Origin of the sequence: Paraburkholderia polaris (genome assembly GCF_012927345.1) — a bacterium.
Lineage (GTDB): Bacteria > Pseudomonadota > Gammaproteobacteria > Burkholderiales > Burkholderiaceae > Paraburkholderia > Paraburkholderia polaris.
Genome location: NZ_JABBGJ010000007.1, coordinates 190,138 through 205,857 on the forward strand (window position 1 = coordinate 190,138; position 15,720 = coordinate 205,857).

15 protein-coding genes and 1 pseudogene are annotated in these 15,720 nt (G+C 62.5%); 11 read left to right on the plus strand and 5 right to left on the minus strand.

Annotated elements, in window-relative coordinates:
• The first annotated feature begins 214 nt into the window (after positions 1-214).
• The 8 genes from HHL24_RS08605 to HHL24_RS08640 all read left to right on the plus strand — a co-directional run bounded on the left by HHL24_RS08605 (position 215) and on the right by HHL24_RS08640 (position 7,064).
• The gene (locus HHL24_RS08605) at positions 215-1,240 is read left to right on the plus strand and encodes a 2-keto-3-deoxygluconate permease (protein WP_169485071.1); all 1,026 of its coding nucleotides are present in this window, start codon (positions 215-217) and stop codon (positions 1,238-1,240) included.
• Between the two features lie 26 nt (positions 1,241-1,266).
• Positions 1,267-1,683, plus strand: a complete 417-nt coding sequence (locus HHL24_RS08610) for a GlcG/HbpS family heme-binding protein (protein WP_169485072.1) — start codon at positions 1,267-1,269, stop codon at positions 1,681-1,683.
• Positions 1,684-1,719: 36 nt separating this feature from the next.
• Complete coding sequence (locus HHL24_RS08615; protein ID WP_169485073.1) at positions 1,720-2,697, plus strand: 2-hydroxyacid dehydrogenase; 978 nt, start codon at positions 1,720-1,722, stop codon at positions 2,695-2,697.
• 64 nt (positions 2,698-2,761) lie between these two features.
• Complete coding sequence (glxR, locus tag HHL24_RS08620) at positions 2,762-3,649, plus strand: 2-hydroxy-3-oxopropionate reductase (protein ID WP_169485074.1); 888 nt, start codon at positions 2,762-2,764, stop codon at positions 3,647-3,649.
• A gap of 256 nt (positions 3,650-3,905) precedes the next feature.
• A complete protein-coding gene (gene pyk, locus HHL24_RS08625; RefSeq protein WP_169485075.1) occupies positions 3,906-5,318 on the plus strand; it encodes a pyruvate kinase in 1,413 nt (470 codons plus the stop codon).
• 512 nt (positions 5,319-5,830) lie between these two features.
• The gene (locus tag HHL24_RS08630) at positions 5,831-6,115 is read left to right on the plus strand and encodes a hypothetical protein (protein WP_169485076.1); all 285 of its coding nucleotides are present in this window, start codon (positions 5,831-5,833) and stop codon (positions 6,113-6,115) included.
• 110 nt (positions 6,116-6,225) lie between these two features.
• The gene (locus HHL24_RS08635) at positions 6,226-6,513 is read left to right on the plus strand and encodes a hypothetical protein (RefSeq protein ID WP_169485077.1); all 288 of its coding nucleotides are present in this window, start codon (positions 6,226-6,228) and stop codon (positions 6,511-6,513) included.
• Positions 6,514-6,773: 260 nt separating this feature from the next.
• The gene (locus HHL24_RS08640) at positions 6,774-7,064 is read left to right on the plus strand and encodes a hypothetical protein (protein ID WP_169485078.1); all 291 of its coding nucleotides are present in this window, start codon (positions 6,774-6,776) and stop codon (positions 7,062-7,064) included.
• A gap of 21 nt (positions 7,065-7,085) precedes the next feature.
• Here the strand turns inward: HHL24_RS08640 and HHL24_RS08645 are convergent, their stop codons facing one another.
• The 4 genes and pseudogenes from HHL24_RS08645 to HHL24_RS08660 all read right to left on the minus strand — a co-directional run bounded on the left by HHL24_RS08645 (position 7,086) and on the right by HHL24_RS08660 (position 11,012).
• Positions 7,086-7,952 carry an SDR family NAD(P)-dependent oxidoreductase gene (locus tag HHL24_RS08645; protein WP_169485079.1) on the minus strand — a complete coding sequence of 289 codons (867 nt, stop codon included), beginning with the start codon at positions 7,950-7,952 and terminating at the stop codon, positions 7,086-7,088.
• 163 nt (positions 7,953-8,115) lie between these two features.
• Positions 8,116-9,183, minus strand: a pseudogene (gene ribBA / locus HHL24_RS08650) (bifunctional 3,4-dihydroxy-2-butanone-4-phosphate synthase/GTP cyclohydrolase II); the annotation flags it as partial.
• A gap of 54 nt (positions 9,184-9,237) precedes the next feature.
• Positions 9,238-10,041: an enoyl-CoA hydratase/isomerase family protein gene (locus HHL24_RS08655; RefSeq protein WP_169485081.1), complete on the minus strand. Its 804-nt coding sequence runs from the start codon at positions 10,039-10,041 to the stop codon at positions 9,238-9,240.
• A gap of 20 nt (positions 10,042-10,061) precedes the next feature.
• Complete coding sequence (locus HHL24_RS08660; RefSeq protein ID WP_169485082.1) at positions 10,062-11,012, minus strand: alpha/beta hydrolase; 951 nt, start codon at positions 11,010-11,012, stop codon at positions 10,062-10,064.
• Positions 11,013-11,298: 286 nt separating this feature from the next.
• On the opposite strand from HHL24_RS08660, the gene HHL24_RS08665 reads away from it, so the two are divergent.
• The gene (locus tag HHL24_RS08665) at positions 11,299-12,480 is read left to right on the plus strand and encodes a helix-turn-helix transcriptional regulator (protein ID WP_169485083.1); all 1,182 of its coding nucleotides are present in this window, start codon (positions 11,299-11,301) and stop codon (positions 12,478-12,480) included.
• Between the two features lie 92 nt (positions 12,481-12,572).
• Here the strand turns inward: HHL24_RS08665 and HHL24_RS08670 are convergent, their stop codons facing one another.
• The gene (locus HHL24_RS08670) at positions 12,573-12,923 is read right to left on the minus strand and encodes a VOC family protein (RefSeq protein ID WP_169485084.1); all 351 of its coding nucleotides are present in this window, start codon (positions 12,921-12,923) and stop codon (positions 12,573-12,575) included.
• Positions 12,924-13,229: 306 nt separating this feature from the next.
• On the opposite strand from HHL24_RS08670, the gene HHL24_RS08675 reads away from it, so the two are divergent.
• Both HHL24_RS08675 and HHL24_RS08680 read left to right on the plus strand, forming a co-directional pair.
• Positions 13,230-14,384, plus strand: a complete 1,155-nt coding sequence (locus HHL24_RS08675; RefSeq protein WP_169485085.1) for an LLM class flavin-dependent oxidoreductase — start codon at positions 13,230-13,232, stop codon at positions 14,382-14,384.
• Positions 14,385-14,517: 133 nt separating this feature from the next.
• Positions 14,518-15,711 carry a flavin-dependent monooxygenase gene (locus tag HHL24_RS08680; RefSeq protein WP_169485086.1) on the plus strand — a complete coding sequence of 398 codons (1,194 nt, stop codon included), beginning with the start codon at positions 14,518-14,520 and terminating at the stop codon, positions 15,709-15,711.
• Positions 15,712-15,720 lie beyond the last annotated feature (9 nt).

A 15,720-nucleotide genomic window follows, 5' to 3' on the forward strand; every position in this document is an offset into this window, starting at 1 on the left:
AAAGGTAAGTCCTCTGCTACATTATTTTGAATGCAAAATGCAACTACCGATCTGTGCGAATGCCGCACCGAGCCGGTATGCATGACGGCCTTTCGCTGCCAGCTCCCAGGCGGCGGCCCCGCCCGCGCGGAGGACACGACGGAGCAACACCAGGAGAGGCGGCATCGACGATGTCGTCTGGGACTCACGCAGTACCCAAGGAGACAAACGCATCATGCGCATTTATCAAGCTATCAACAAAGTGCCGGGCGGCCTGATGGTCGTGCCGCTGTTCATCGGGATGGCAATAAACACTTTCATTCCGAACGCGCTGAAGATCGGCGGGTTCACGCAGGCGCTGACCAATGTCGGTTACCCCACCGTGCTCGCTATGTATCTGTTCACAGTCGGAACCAAGATGACGCTGCGCGCCGCGCCGACCATGCTCAAGCGCGGCTTCGGTATCTTGTTCGCTAAGGTCGGCATTGCGGTCCTGATCGCACTCGCAGTCGCTCACCTGTTCCACGGCAATCTCATTGGCGTGTCGACACTGGCGATTCTCGCTGCGATGAACGACACCAACGGCGGGATGTTCCTCGCGCTGACGAGCACTTTCGGCAATAAGGAAGACTCTGGCACGTACGTGGCACAAAGTATCGAGACCGGCCCCTTCGTGACGATGCTGGTGCTGGTCGGCGCGGGCCTCGCGAATATTCCGTGGCTGACGATGCTGTCGGTAATTGCACCAATCTTCGCCGGCGCGATACTGGGCAACCTCGACGCTGAACTGCGCGAGTTCTTCTCCAGGCACGAGCCGCTGATCGTGCCATTCATGGCTTTTACGCTGGGGCAGGGGATCAACCTCAAATCGGTCTTCACGGCCGGCACGCCTGGCATCCTCCTCGGAGTCGCCGTGTTCGTGGTCACCGGCTTCGTATGCATTCTCGCTGACCGCCTGCTCGGAGGCAGCGGCATCGCGGGTGCCGCTGCGTCGAGCACGGCCGGCAACGCAGCCGGTACGCCTCAGGCCATCGCGCTTGCCGACCACAGCTATGCGGCGATCGCGCCGGCAGCGACGATCCAGGTCGCCGCCTCGGTGATCGTGACTGCGGTGCTCACTCCGATGCTGACCGCGTGGGCTTACAAGCGTGCGCAGAAGCGCGAGCAGAAGCGCGCGGGCATCGTACCGATTGCTACGTACGTCAGCGAGGAAGGTCGAGTCGAACTCGACAAATCGCAGGGCGCCGTCAACCAGGGCTGATTCTAGAAAGGAAAGGGGAAGAGAGGATGCAGAGTTTATCGCTAGAACTCGCAGACAAGCTACTCGCCGCCGCAAGCGCGCTTGCGCGCGACGCGTACGGCAAGCCGGTCTGTGTGTCGGTATGCGACGCGTACGGGTTTCTGATCGCGTTCTCGCGGATGGATGGGGCGCCGGTGCGCAGCATACAGCTCGCGCAGCAGAAGGCTTACACCTGCACACGGATGGGCGTGAGCACCGTCGCGTTTCTTGCGCGGCTACGGTCCGAGGACGTGCCGATAGGTTTTTTCTGCGACCCGTTGCTCACCGCGCTGCCCGGCGGTGCGCTGCTTGCCGATGCGCATGGGCGCCTGCTCGGCGCTGTTGGTGTGAGCGGGCTCGCACCGGCCGACGACCAGGCGCTAGCCGAACAGTTGGCCACCGAACTGCTGCACCTTACTGGCTAACGCGTTTCTTTCAACATCTCAATTAGAGAACGATTTATGGCTCACTCCAATATCTACGTCACCCGAATGATCCCGCAGCAAACCATCGATGCGCTGCGAGCGGTCCACAACGTCGAAGTCAACCCGCACGACCGCGCACTCACGCGTGAGGAGCTGCTCAAGGCCGTGCGTGGCCGCGACGCGGTTATCACGCTGCTCACCGATACCGTCGACGCCGCGGTGCTCGATGCTGCCGGGCCGCAATGCCGGATCTTTGCGAACTACGCGGTCGGGTTCAACAACTTTGATGTAGCGGCGGCCACCGCACGCAAGGTCGTAATGACCAATACGCCAGGCGTGCTCGACGACGCAACGGCGACGCATGCATGGGCGCTACTGCTAGCGACCGCGCGCCGCATTTCCGAATCGGAACGCTATGTGCGTGCGGGCCGCTGGGAAGGCTGGGCACCGATGGCCTTCATCGGCCAGGATATCGAGCACAAGACGCTTGGCGTGGCCGGGCTCGGTCGGATCGGCACGAAATTCGCCCGCAAGGCGAAGGCGTTCGACATGAAGGTCATTTATACGGACGCGCAGCCGAATCGCGCGCTCGAGGATGAACTGGGCGCAACCTTTGTCGATAAGGAAACGCTGCTGCGCGAATCGGATTTCCTGTCGCTTCATCTGCCCCTGCTGCCAGAGACACGGCATTATCTCGGCGCACGAGAATTCGCGCTGATGAAACGTACCGCAGTCCTGATCAATGCCGCGCGCGGTCCGCTCATCGATGAGCACGCGCTCGTCACAGCGCTGCGTGAAAAGGTGATCTGGGGCGCGGGGCTCGATGTGTTCGAGAACGAACCGCAGCTCGAGAAGGGGCTGTCGGCACTCGAGAATGTCGTCATCGTCCCGCATATCGCCTCGGCCACCATCGAAACGCGAATTGCGATGGGCAACATCGCAGTCCGGAATGTGCTCAGCGTTCTCCAGGGAGAACGGCCACAGAACTGCGTCAACTCCGAGGTGCTCGCGTGACTTTGCGGGGAAACTGGCTCGCGCCAATCTGTTGAAAAACCTGATCAATTTAGAAGAGGAAGTTATGGCTAAAGTAGGATTCGTCGGCCTCGGCATCATGGGCGCCCCGATGGCGTCCAACCTGCAAAAAGGCGGTCACCAGCTGTTTCTGCACGACCGCAATCCGGTGCCTGACGCGCTCGTAACGGCTGGCGGCAAGGTCTGCCGCTCCGGTGAGGAGGTCGCGCGCGAGAGTGAGATTGTGATCGTGATGGTGCCCGACACGCCACACGTTGAAGCCGTGTTGTTCTCCGACGATGGTGTGGCGAAGGGGCTCGGCGCGAACAAGATCGTGGTCGACATGAGTTCGATTTCGCCGATTGCGACGAAGGAATTCGCGAGGCGAATCAATGCGCTTGGCAGCCAGTACCTCGATGCACCGGTATCGGGTGGTGAAGTGGGCGCGAAGGCCGCATCGCTGACGATCATGGTCGGCGGCCCGCAGGCGGTGTTCGACAAGGTCAAGCCTCTGTTTGAACTGATGGGCAAGAACATCACGCTCGTCGGCGGTAACGGCGATGGCCAGACCACCAAGGTGGCGAATCAGATCATCGTCGCCCTGAATATTCAGGCGGTATCAGAAGCGTTGCTGTTTGCCTCGAAGGCCGGCGCGGATCCGGTGAAAGTGCGTCAGGCACTGATGGGCGGCTTCGCGGCGTCGCGGATTCTCGAAGTGCATGGCGAGCGGATGATCAAGCGCACGTTTGATCCGGGCTTCCGCATCGAGCTGCACCAGAAGGACCTCAACCTCGCCTTGCAGGGCGCCAAGGCGCTGGGCGTTTCCTTGCCTCATACCTCATCCGCGCAGGAGCTGATGAACGCTTGCGCCGCGAACGGCATGAGCCAGCTCGACCACTCGGCGCTGTGCCGGGCGATCGAATTGCTGTCCAGGCACGAAATCGCCAGCAGCTGATCGCTACCTATTGTTGTGAATGGAGTGGCCTGGGCAGGCTATACGCTGCCCAGGGTTTCGTTCTTCTCGTCGAGACGCCACACATCATGCTTGCGTCCAATCCACGGCAACTGCTACTTCAACTGTCGTTGCCGGCCCGACCCGCACGAACGTCAATGACTTCCACGCCAACCTGATTCTTTGAACCCTGCTCAACGCGAGGGCCATGCCGCGCTCGCAATACGGCTCAAACCGCAGTTCATTCTGACGACCGACCATGCCTCGCCTACGAAAAGCCAAGATTGTTGCAACCCTCGGACCCGCAACCTCCGACCTCAAAACGATTACCGAACTCTTTGACGCCGGTGTCGATGTGTTTCGCCTGAACTTCAGCCATGGCTCGCACGAGGATCATCGACGCCGATATGAAATCGTGCGGGAGGTCGAGCGCTTGTCCGGCCGGCCTATCGCGGTCCTCGCCGACATGCAGGGCCCGAAATTGCGAGTCGGCACTTTTGCGGGGGGCAAAGTCATTCTGATGCCCGGTGCTCAATTCGTACTCGACCGAAACCCTGCTGCCGGCAATGCGGAGCGGGTCTGCCTGCCTCACCCGGAGTTGTTCGAGGTCGTCAAGACGGGGCAATCGTTGCTGCTTGATGATGGCAAGCTTCGACTCGAAGTGCTGGACAGCGACAGTGAGTCGATCCGTACGCGTGTCACGCACGGCGGCGCGTTGTCGGACCGCAAAGGAGTGAACGTACCCGACGCGGTTCTGCCGATCCCGGCACTGACATCCAAGGACCTGGTCGATCTTGAATTTGCCCTGTCCCTGGGAGCGGACTGGATTGCTCTGTCGTTCGTGCAACGCCCGCAAGATATGATCGATGCCCGTGCGCGGATCGGTGAGCGCGCGTGGCTGATGGCGAAGCTCGAGAAGCCCGCGGCGCTCGAACAGTTGGACGAAATCGTCAAGGTTTCCGATGCAATCATGGTGGCGCGTGGCGACCTGGGTGTCGAGCTGCCGCCCGAGCGCGTGCCCGGCGTACAGAAGCGGATCATTCGCTCGTGCCGCGATCACGGCAAGCCCGTGGTCGTCGCAACCCAGATGCTCGAATCGATGATTTCAGCGCCGGTGCCCACGCGCGCCGAGGCATCCGACGTCGCGACCGCGATCTACGATGGGGCGGACGCGGTAATGCTGTCGGCGGAGTCTGCTAGCGGCGACTATCCGGTCGCGGCAGTCGCCATCATGGACCGGATCATCGGCGAAGCCGAGCGCGATCCTCTGTATCGGAGCCTCATCGACGCACATCCTGAACTCCCGCTGCCAACGCGTGGCGACGCGATCTGTGCGGCGCTGCGCAATGTCACGCAGACTATCGGTGCGGCGGCCACGATCACCTATACCACGTCCGGCTTCACCAGCCTGCGGGCGGCACGGCAGCGCCCGTTGGCGCCAATTCTGAGCATCGCGCCGCGGCTTTCTACGGCACGGCGCCTGTCGCTCGTTTGGGGCGTACATTCCACCGTCAGTGCCGACATCGAATCAATCGATGAAATGGTCAGCGCCGCACGCGGGATCGCGATCCGGGAAGGTGTGGTCCGTGAGGGCGATCAGGTCACCATTGCGGCCGGCGTGCCATTTGGCGAGGCCGGCACGACCAACCTATTGCGCATTACCGAAATCTGAGGAGCGCCGGGAGCCAGCCCGCCGTCGTCAACTTCAGCACGCACGGCGTTTCCGTGCAATCGCTGCGGGCCCCCCAGCTGTCTCTCGCGCCCTGACCGGATGGTCCGGAAACCGGTCGCATCGACCGCAAGTCCGCACCAGGCTCACTGCGTCTAGCGCAGAGACTTTCTCACGTGCGAACGTGCCACTCCCGTCTGGTCGAGGTACCCGGATGGCGGGATGGCGTTGCGGCAGTGTGTCTGGCCCCACGGCCTTAGGGTCGTTGGGAGAATGATGCGATACCACTGTTCTTCCAGGAGGAACCCGGCATGAGCGAAACATGGGTGGGGCTGGTGATCGGATGCTCGGCGCTCGCTATCGCGCTGCCACTGGTGATGGGTCACTATCGCCGAGAACGACATCGGGCACGACTGCTTCGACACCTGGATCATCTTGACTGGTGGTATCGAACGCGTGGTCGATAGTGACCTCGCGACTCGAGTATTCAGAAAGCAGATCACATCGGGGACCAAATGTGGACTGATACGTGTCACAAGAATGATCTGGTGCATCTCGAAGCGATGGTGATCCGGCTTGAGCAGCTATTAGCCCTGGGCGATTCGATTGCCGCCACCTCCCTTGTCGGTCAACCGGCGTACTGGCGCGAACGCATCGGCATGTTGCTGGAGAGCGCCGGGGTCTCAACAGCCGACAGGGAACTGGCGCGGGCATTGCTGCGCAGACTGGCCCGGATCCCGGAAAGCCGGGGGCATCCGATGGCGGCAAATGAGCGGGCACACACATGGGAGCGCACGTGATGCAAGGAACGGCCTTAATCCTCGCGCTACAAAAGAATGCGAAATCGCCATGGTCGAGTGCCGGACTGGCTCGAACGAACTGCGGATAGTCGAACACACTGAAAACCGACATGGCTATACACGACCACTTGACGACAACACAAATCCCAGTGAGATTTCCGGACAGCCGCCGCGAGCTCACCGTTCGCGCGAAGATCCATGGCATGAGAGTCGCTGCAGTCTGGCAAGTGCTGATGTCTATCGCCGGGGACATCGAAAACATCAGGTTTGCGACCGATCAAAGTCAGGGATACGAGGAAATTACAATCTCGTTCGCCCCCACGTCTTTCGAGTCACTGGAAGCGATAGTCGATCGCATCAAGAAGATCCCGTGGGTGGCGGACACTGTGCTGTGTTGAACAACCGGTTGCGGGTTTCTCTGTCGGGGATCCCCGGGAAATCGCCCGGCGATCCCCGGCAGGTCCTCAGGCGAGCCGTCGGGCAATCCCCTTAGTCCATCCGGACGATGTCCGCACGCGTCGAATCGCCGTCAATGGCGGTATGAACCGAGAACGGCGCGGCATGGTTTTCCGTCCACCGTATCGAGGCGCACAGCCGCGCGGCAGGCGTTGAGGCCGCGTATAGGGATGGGGGAGAGCGTGATGCGGGGGGGCTGTAAATGAAATCCAGAGTTCAGCGGGATGGACTGATTGCCGGCGTACTGGTGGCCATCGGCGTGGTCGGCGTATCCGTGCGGCAACTCTACGCGTGCGCCTGGAGCGACGAGTTTCCCGGCATGGTGTGCACGGCCGGTTCGTCGCTGTCGTTGTTTCTGGGAATCACCGGGTTGGCTGCGCTGGCTGGAAGAATCTGGGCACGCCGCTCGGGCGCGGACGAGCAGTGCTTCACATTCCTCGGCGCGGTGGGTGGTGCAGCGCTGGTGCTTGCGATGGTGGTGACAGGCTTTTAGTTGCCCGCGCCGCTCCGCGTATCAGGCCACGATCGCTGGATGCGCCTGCACCGGCCCTCCCAACGCCTCGCGGTGCGAGGGCGGCTGGCGGCCGTCGAGCTCGGTGATGCCGTACTCGTGCGCAAGCTCCGCACCGACCAGCACCAGACCGGATTTCTGCTGGCGCTGCGGGTCGCGATACAAGGCATCGATCAGGCGTCCCGTGAATTGCGGCGTCTCCGCGAGTTCGGAAAAACCCGCGTACTGGTCGGGATGTTCGGCGATCACGCGTGCAGTGCGCTCGGTTTGCAGCATGCCCATCCAGATGGAAACCGCCGCAACGCCATGCGGTTTCAGATCGACGGCCATGTCCTTGGCGAACTTGTCGACGCCCACTTTCTGCGCGCCGTACGCCGCGCCATGCATATAGCAGCTCGCACCGAACGAGGACGTGAACGCAATCAGCCCATCGCCTTGCGCGGCCATTAACGGCGCGGCATGCCAGCTCGCGACATACGCGGAGCGCAGGCCGACATCGAGAATATCCACGAGGTCTAGCGGCTTTTCCCAGAACGGTGCCGGGCGAATCAGTTCATCGTGCAACGCGGTGGCATTGTTGACGAGGATGTCGAGGCGCCCGCTGTTGTGCCGGATGTAGTCGAATACTTGCGCTACTTGCTGGTCGTCGGCGTGATCGCAGGTAAGGGCGATGCCCTTGCCGCCGAGCTTATCGATTTCGATCGCCGTCGCGTGCACCGTGCCAGGCAAAGGCGCATCACCTTCGCGTTGCGTGCGTCCGGTCACGTAGACCGTTGCGCCTGTCGCGGCGAGGGCGAGTGCGATACCTTTGCCGGCGCCGCGCGAGGCGCCGGTGACGAGGGCGACATAGGGCTTGTTAGCTTTGGTCATCGAGGATTCACCATGAAGAAGCTTCGAGTTCGTATGACGCGGGCTGAGCGCTTGCCTGTACCGTTGCGGCGGACCGAAGCGGCGCGGACATCAGCGGCGCGCCGACTCTCGGCGCGGCTGGGGCGCGCTCGAACGCGTGCGGGTTGTCCAGATCCGCTTCGCCAAGCGGAATGAACGCCATGATTTCGAGTTCATGACCCGACAGCGCCGGCAGCCTGAACGGACTCGACAGCACATTCAGGCGACGCACGCCGAGGTCGCGCAGAATTTGCGAGCCAATACCGGAGAGTCGGCCGTCCTTGCGCGCGGAGATGCCGGTGCTGCTGTTCATCGCATCGGTCCGCATGTCGCAATCGAGCAGCACCGCTACGCCGCAACCGGCCGCGTCGATCTTTTGCAACGCTGCGTGCAACGGCCACGAATGCGCGGACGGTTCAGCATCGAGCAGATCGAGTAGTGAAAAGCATTCGTGCACGCGCGTGAGGACCGGCACGTTGGGCAGAGGCGTGCCGCGCACCAGCGCGAGATGCGTGGATTGGCGCACCCTGTCGCGATACTGAATGGCGCGAAACGGTCCCCACGGCGTGTGCAGCGGTCTTTCTCCGACACGCTCGACGAGCGACTCGTGCGTGCTGCGATAGTGGATCAGATCGGCAATCGTGCCGATCTTCAACCCGTGCAGTTCCGCGAATTCGATCAGTTGCGGCAGGCGCGACATGGTGCCGTCGTCGTTCATGATTTCGCAGATCACCGCGGCCGGTGTCAGCCCGGCGAGAGCGGTCAGATCGCAGCCGGCCTCAGTATGTCCGGCACGCACCAGCACGCCGCCTTGGCGCGCCGCAATCGGAAACACGTGACCTGGTTGCACCAGATCTTCAGCGCGTACGTTCGCGTGAATCGCGGTGCGGATCGTATGCGCGCGGTCGGCAGCGGAGATGCCTGTGGTGACGCCTTGCGCCGCCTCGATGCTGACCGTGAACGCGGTGCCGTACTGCGTGCCGTTCTGTTCCGCCATTGGCGGGAGCTTGAGGCGTGCACAGTGCTCGGCGCTCAGCGTCAGGCAGACGAGGCCGCGGCCAAAGCGCGCCATGAAGTTGATCGCTTCCGGCGTGACGTGGTCGGCGGCAATCAGCAGATCGCCTTCGTTCTCGCGATCTTCCTCGTCGACCAGAATGATCATGCGGCCGGCTTTCAGTTCGGCGACGATTTCGTCGGTAGTGGCGAGTTTCATGGGTTTTTCCCTGTGCTACTGCTGTTTGCTGTCGCTGCGTATAAAGAAAGGCGCTCAACGTGCGCCAGAACCGAATACGGGCGCGCGCTTGTCGAAGAATGCGTCGATGCCTTCGCGGAAATCGTTGCCTGCCGCGCAGTGCAGAAAGCTGCGCTGCTCCGCGTACAGATGCTCGGCGAAGCTGCGCTCGGGTGCATGCTGGATCAGATTCTTGGTTTGCGCGAAGGCGTCCGGCGAGAGCGCGCCCATCCGCTTTAACAGCGCGTGCGTTTGTGTTACGAGGTCATCGTCCGGTACGACCCAGTTCACGAAGCCCGCTCGCAACGCTTCGTCGGCGGTGTGCCGTTCGTCGAGATACATCCATTGCGCGGCCTGCTTGGTGCCGAGCGCACGTGGCAACGTGTAGGTCGCGCCGCCATCCGGCGAGGTGCCGATGCGGCCATACGCCGAGGTGAACGTCGCGCTCTTTGCGGCAATAGCCAGATCGCAGGCTGCGACGAGGCTCAAACCGAAGCCCGCCACGGCGCCGTTGACGCAGGCGATCACCGGCTTGCGCGAACCCGTTACGGTCTCGGCCACGGTTTGCGCGAGCCGCACGAGTTTGCCGATCGAGCGATCGCGTGCCACGGGCTTCGCGTCGAGTGCGGCGCGCATGGTCTGCAAATCGCCCCCCGCCATGAAGGCGTTGCCGGCGCCGGTCAGCACGATCGCGCGGATCTCGTCGTGGTGAGCGAGGCGTGCGAGCTTGGCGTTCAGTTCGTTTGCCATCGCTTCGTTGAGGGCGTTCAGTGCCTCGGGGCGGTCGAACGTGAGCGTCGCGATGCCGTCTTCGGCCGCGAGGCGGATCAATGCAGTCATGTCTTTTCTAGTCAGCGGAGTCAGGTGTTCTGGACGTGCAGCGCGTGGCGCAAGGCGCGCGCTGCTGTCGTGAGTGCATGGTCGGCCGCATCGAGCGCACCGAGCAAACTGGCGAAGCCGTGCATTTGGCCCGGCCAGCGCAGATGGGTCGTGAGCACGCCCGCTTGCGCGAGACGTGCCGCGTAATGCTCGACTTCGTCGCACAGCGGATCGTATTCAGCGCTGATGATGGTGGCGCTGGCTACATCAGTGAGATCGGTTGCGGCGAGCGGACTGGCGAGTGGATCGGAGCGATTGGCGCCTTCCGCGAAATACTGGTTTTTGAACCAGCGCATCATGTCCGCGGTCAGCAAATAGCCGTCGCTCATCGATTCGTATGAAGGATGCTCGCTCGCGCAATCCACCACCGGATAGAACAGCAACTGATGCGCGATATTCACGGCGCTATGACGCAACTGTTGCGCGGCCACCGCTGCAAGATTGCCCCCTGCGCTGTCGCCCGCGACGGCAAGCGCACCGGGCCGCACGCGCAAATCGCTTGCGTTGGACGCGGCCCAGCGCACGGCGTCGCACGCATCGAGCGCGGCGGCCGGAAAACGCGCCTCCGGTGCGAGCCGGTAATCAACCGATAGCACGACCGTTCGCGCGCGTTGCGCCAGACAACGGCACAGGTTGGCATGCGTATCGAGCCCGCAAGAAACGAAGCCGCCGCCGTGAAAGAAGACAGTAAGGGGCAGCAGGCCGTCGCCATCGCCGCTTTCAGTGACCGGCCGGTAGAGGCGCGCCGCAATCGGGCCGCTTGCCGTGGGAATCATCAGATCCTCTTCCGCCGCGATGGGGTCGCCGGGCGCAAACCCGCCGCCCGCGGCGAGCATCGCGCGGTAAGCGGGCGCGGTGAGTTGCGCGAAATCGAGTGGGGGCATGCCCGCGAAAGCGGCGAGCACGGCCTGCGCCTGGGGATCGAGCGCCATCTGGTCTCCTGAGAAAACTGTCATGAAAGCGGCTATACCGGGTATAAGCGATGCGGCCGCACATGATGCGAATCGAGCCGCAAAACAGGCATCTAGCCCGCACGCCGCAACACTGAATGCATTGAAGCGCGGCGGCTTTAAGGGGGCATCGTCCGATTGGACGAGAGTTCGTTCGCACGCTCAGCGAAACTTCCCCGGGCTAAGTACTTCCCCCGATGCCAGCAAACAGATCGGCCCTTAAGCTTGGCGGCGCGATGCAAGATCGCATGGAGGACGGAGAGTGTTGATGGAGACAAAATGGGCCCCTGAAGAGGGTCAGGCCATGAGTGAACTGGCCGAGGTGAGCGTCGCGCAGTTCAGCGAACTGGCCGCGCGCATTTATCAAGGGGCGCTGGAGAGCACACCGTGGGCTGGCGCGCTCGAGTTGATCCGCACCTCGCTTGGCGCGAGCTATGCCACCCTGATTCTGCGTTCGCCTTCGAGCGACCGGCGCGGCCTGATGGTGCACGCATCCGAAATGGGGTCGGGCGTGCCGGGCGAAGCGTCGTACAACAACTACTATTATTCGCTCGACCCATTCGTCGGTTTGCCGGCGGATCGCGTGGTGACGGTCGACGAAGTATTCGGCGACACGGGCTGGCTCACCAGCGAACTCTACAAGCAGTTTCTGAAGCCGGCCGACATTCGCTACATCATGGGCGCCGATCTGCGCACGGAGTCCGGTGTCGAATGCCGGTTTCGCGTGTGTCGCAGTCACGCTTCGAAGCATTTTTCCGCACGCGACAAGGCGTTTTGCGCGCTGTTGCTGCCGCATTTGCGGCGCGCGGTCGAACTGCATTCGCGGCTCGATATCGTGGAATCGGAGCGCACGCTCTATGCGAGCGCGATCGACCGGATGCTGGTGGGCACCGTGACGCTCGACGAGAGCGGCGCGATCATGCGCACCAACAGCGTGGCCGACGAGATTCTCGCGCAGAGCAACGGCCTGCGTGTCGTGCACGGCAACGTCGAGGCTACCGACGCGCAGGAGAACCGCAATCTGCAACGTCTGGTGCGCCACGCGCTGATGGGGCACTTCGGCACCGCCGCGCCGATTGTCGAAGCCATGCCGATCACGCGCGGTTGCGACAAGCCGAAACTCGGTGTGTTGGTGCGCACGATTCCGCTATCGGACTGGTCCGAGGACAACAAGCGCCGCCCGGCCACCGTGCTGTTTCTGCGCGATCCCGATCGCAAATCGCAGGGCTCGCAGGAGATCGTACGCAAGCTGTTCGACCTCACGCCTGCGGAGACCTCGCTCGCGTTGCTGTTGACCAATGGGTTGACACTGGAAGAGGCGGCCGACGAATTGGGCATTAGCAAGAACACCGCGCGGGCTCATCTGCGGGCAATCTTTTCGAAGACGGGCGTGACTCGTCAGGCCACGCTCGTGCGCATTCTGCTGGGTAGTGTGGTGCCACTTGGCTGACATCCGGCTGAAGTGGGGCTGAACGCACCTGATTTGAACCAGGCCACCGTGTGTGCCGCTCTTGCATCAAGCGCGGCACACCATCCAATGCCCTAAGCCGCGCGCTTTTGCGACAACACCAGCAACGCCCCGTTCTTGTCCTCCAGCACCGCGCGCAATTCGTGCGGCCCTTGCTGTACCGGCACGCGCACTGACGCACCCGCCGCTACCACACGCGCCATCGCTGCATACAGGTCGTCGTTTTCGTCCACGCGAAACACCAGCGCCGCGCGTTCGACGATCCGTTCTTCGCCCGCCACCAGCGCGATGCTCAACGCACCGCCGTCGAGCGCGCAATAGCGTTCGCCGTCACGGAACTTCACCGTCAAACCCAGTCCGTCGACAAAGAGCGGCAGCGCCGCATCGATCGTGTCGACCGGGTACAGCATCATCGAAGCCTTCATTGCATTGCACTCCCATCGGTTGAGCCGCGTTGTATAGCGGCTCGATCGTAGCGTCGCGGACAGGCGCCGCACGAGGTCCAATCGGACTAGCCGAAGTACATAAATGCGGCGAAGCAGAAGGCAAAAAGCGCCTTCGATCAAAGCTTCTACGCCAAAGCGCGCACCGTTAATCCAAATAGACGATGCCGGCCCGCACGCGCGAACTGAAACTTCATTCCGTGGACCGTCACGATCATCGGATGAATCGGTGGGTCGGGAGCGGACCGCCCGTTTCAGCACAGTCCAAAATTCATGGAGACGCACGCAATGAAGTTTTCTCTGATTTACGAAGCCCAGACCACGGACGCTTCGCGGGAAGGCGATCACCGGGTATTCAAGGAGACCGTCGAGCAGGCGTTGCTCGCCGAACAGATGGGTTTCGATACCGTCTGGTGCGTCGAACACACGTCGCTGACGAACTACGCGCATATGAGCGCCCCGGAAACCTTCCTCGCGTATCTGGCCGGCCGCACGACTCGCATCGGCCTCGGCCACGGCGTGATCTGCCTGCCGCCCGCGATGAATCATCCGATCAAGGTGGCCGAACGCGTGGCCATGCTCGACATTCTGTCGGGTGGCCGCGTGCATTTCGGCGTCGGCAAAGGCGGCAGCCAGCAGGAAGCGGGTGCGTTCGGCTACGACCTCGCCGAGCTGCAGCCGATGATCGACGAATCGATGTACCTGGTGCCGAAGATGTTCGTGCAGGACGAGATCGAGCACGACGGCAAATACATCAAGATTCCTAAACGGCCGATTCACCCGAAGCCGTTCCAGGATCCGCATCCGCCGATGTACATGGCGTGCACCAACAACGACGGCTTGCTGCGCGCCGGTCAGCGTGGTCTGGGCGCATTGGTGCTCGGTTTCGGCGGCCCCGACGAAGTCGCCAAGAAAAACGCGCTGTATCGCGAAGCATGGGCGACCCGCAAAGCCGAGGACCAGGTCGGTTTCCGTCCGACGCAGCATCTGGCCGCCCTGTGCCCGACCGTGGTGTTGAACGACGGCCAGCAGGCCCGCAAGATCGGCATCCGCGGTCAGCGCTATTTCATGGAATCGCTGGCTTACTGGTACACCGGCGGCGAGCGCCCGAATCCGGATAGCTGGGGCGATGACCTAGTGAAGGGCAATACCGGCGAAATGGTGATCCGTTCGCGCTTCGCATCGGAGGAGGTGGTGGTCGATTTCAGCGACCCGGCGCTCTCGATGATGAACCCGAATCACGCTTACGGCACCGTCGACGATTGCATCGGCTATGTGGGTCGCCTGATGGAAGCGGGTGTGGATGAAGTGCTGTTTCTTTGCCAGATGGGCACGGTGTCCCAGGAAGCGCAGCTCGAAACGATCCGCAATATCGGCGAGCACGTGATTCCGTACTTCAATCGTCTGAAGGCGGAGAAGCAAAAGGCGCAGGTTGCCGCGTAAGGTCGTTGCATAAGAGCGGGTGAGGCAGGCGTCGCTAGTCCCTTCAGACGATGCGACGCCGCAGCCGCGGCTCGAAGATGAACCCAACAAAACAGGCGCGACACCCATCTCGCGCGCCATCATGGAGACAGCCGTGCATCGCGACAACAATTCGAAAGCCCTTGCAGCCGAACTGATCGCCCGCGCCGAAGCGCTCGCGCCGGTCCTCGCCGGGCGTGCCGCACAGGCCGAGGCGAATGGCCGGATTCCCGCTGAAACACTGGCCGATTTTCAGGCCGCCGGTTTTTTCAAAGTGCTACAGCCGAAGCGTTACGGCGGCTACGAACTCGATCCGCAGACCTTCTTCGAGATTCAGATGGCCGTGGCGCGCGGCTGTATGTCGACCGCGTGGGTGTACGGCGTGGTCGGCGTGCACAACTGGCAACTCGCGCTGTTCGACGAACGCGCGCAGCAGGACGTGTGGGGCAAGGATCAAAGCACGCTGATTGCGTCGACCTATATGCCGGTGGGCCGGGTGACGCCAGTTGACGGCGGCTTCCGGCTGTCCGGGCACTGGAAATTCTCCAGCGGCAGCGAACTGTGCGAATGGATCTTTCTCGGCGCGCTGGTGCCGCCCGCGAAAGAAGGCGAACCGCCGGAATACCGCACCTTCCTGCTGCCGAAAAGCGATTACACGATCGAACAGGATTGGGACGTGCTGGGCCTGCGCGCGACCGGCAGCCACGACATCGTGGTGAACGATGCGTTCGTGCCGGACTACCGCACGCATAAAGCCATCGACGGCATGATGGGCACGAGCCCCGGCCTCGTGCTCAACGATGCGCCGTTGTTCCATTTGCCGTTTGCGCAGATCTTCGTACGCGCGGTGTGCACCGCGTGCATCGGCGCGTTGCAAGGCGCGCTGGATGACTTCACGTCCTACGCCGCCACGCGCGTGAGCGCCAACAGCGGCGCGAAGACCACCGACGACACCGGCGCGCAAACCGCCTGCGCCAACGCGGCGGTCGCGCTCGATGAAATGAAGCTGCTGCTCAAGCGCAATTTCGCCGAACTGCTGGCGGCGGCCAACGGCGGCCCTGCGGTATCGATTGAGCGGCGCGTGCACTTCCGTTATCAATCCGCGCAAGTGGCCGAGCGCTGCGCGCAGGCAGCCAACGCGCTGCTGCGCTACGCGGGCGGCAACGGCATTTACAACCGTAATCCGCTGGTGCGGCGCTTTCTCGATCTGCATGCTGCACGCGCGCACTACGCAAACAACCTCGACCGTTTCGGCCAGAATCTCGGCGCCGTGATGCTCGGACGTCCGAATACCGATTTCTTCGTCTGATGGATGCCG

Coding starts and splice junctions, on each gene's coding strand:
- HHL24_RS08605 (WP_169485071.1), top strand. CDS start 215: ATGCGCATTTATCAAGCTATCAACAAAGTGCCGGGCGGCCTGATGGTC.
- HHL24_RS08610 (WP_169485072.1), top strand. CDS start 1,267: ATGCAGAGTTTATCGCTAGAACTCGCAGACAAGCTACTCGCCGCCGCA.
- HHL24_RS08615 (WP_169485073.1), top strand. CDS start 1,720: ATGGCTCACTCCAATATCTACGTCACCCGAATGATCCCGCAGCAAACC.
- glxR (WP_169485074.1), top strand. CDS start 2,762: ATGGCTAAAGTAGGATTCGTCGGCCTCGGCATCATGGGCGCCCCGATG.
- pyk (WP_169485075.1), top strand. CDS start 3,906: ATGCCTCGCCTACGAAAAGCCAAGATTGTTGCAACCCTCGGACCCGCA.
- HHL24_RS08630 (WP_169485076.1), top strand. CDS start 5,831: ATGTGGACTGATACGTGTCACAAGAATGATCTGGTGCATCTCGAAGCG.
- HHL24_RS08635 (WP_169485077.1), top strand. CDS start 6,226: ATGGCTATACACGACCACTTGACGACAACACAAATCCCAGTGAGATTT.
- HHL24_RS08640 (WP_169485078.1), top strand. CDS start 6,774: ATGAAATCCAGAGTTCAGCGGGATGGACTGATTGCCGGCGTACTGGTG.
- HHL24_RS08645 (WP_169485079.1), bottom strand. CDS start 7,952: ATGACCAAAGCTAACAAGCCCTATGTCGCCCTCGTCACCGGCGCCTCG.
- HHL24_RS08655 (WP_169485081.1), bottom strand. CDS start 10,041: ATGACTGCATTGATCCGCCTCGCGGCCGAAGACGGCATCGCGACGCTC.
- HHL24_RS08660 (WP_169485082.1), bottom strand. CDS start 11,012: ATGGCGCTCGATCCCCAGGCGCAGGCCGTGCTCGCCGCTTTCGCGGGC.
- HHL24_RS08665 (WP_169485083.1), top strand. CDS start 11,299: ATGGAGACAAAATGGGCCCCTGAAGAGGGTCAGGCCATGAGTGAACTG.
- HHL24_RS08670 (WP_169485084.1), bottom strand. CDS start 12,923: ATGAAGGCTTCGATGATGCTGTACCCGGTCGACACGATCGATGCGGCG.
- HHL24_RS08675 (WP_169485085.1), top strand. CDS start 13,230: ATGAAGTTTTCTCTGATTTACGAAGCCCAGACCACGGACGCTTCGCGG.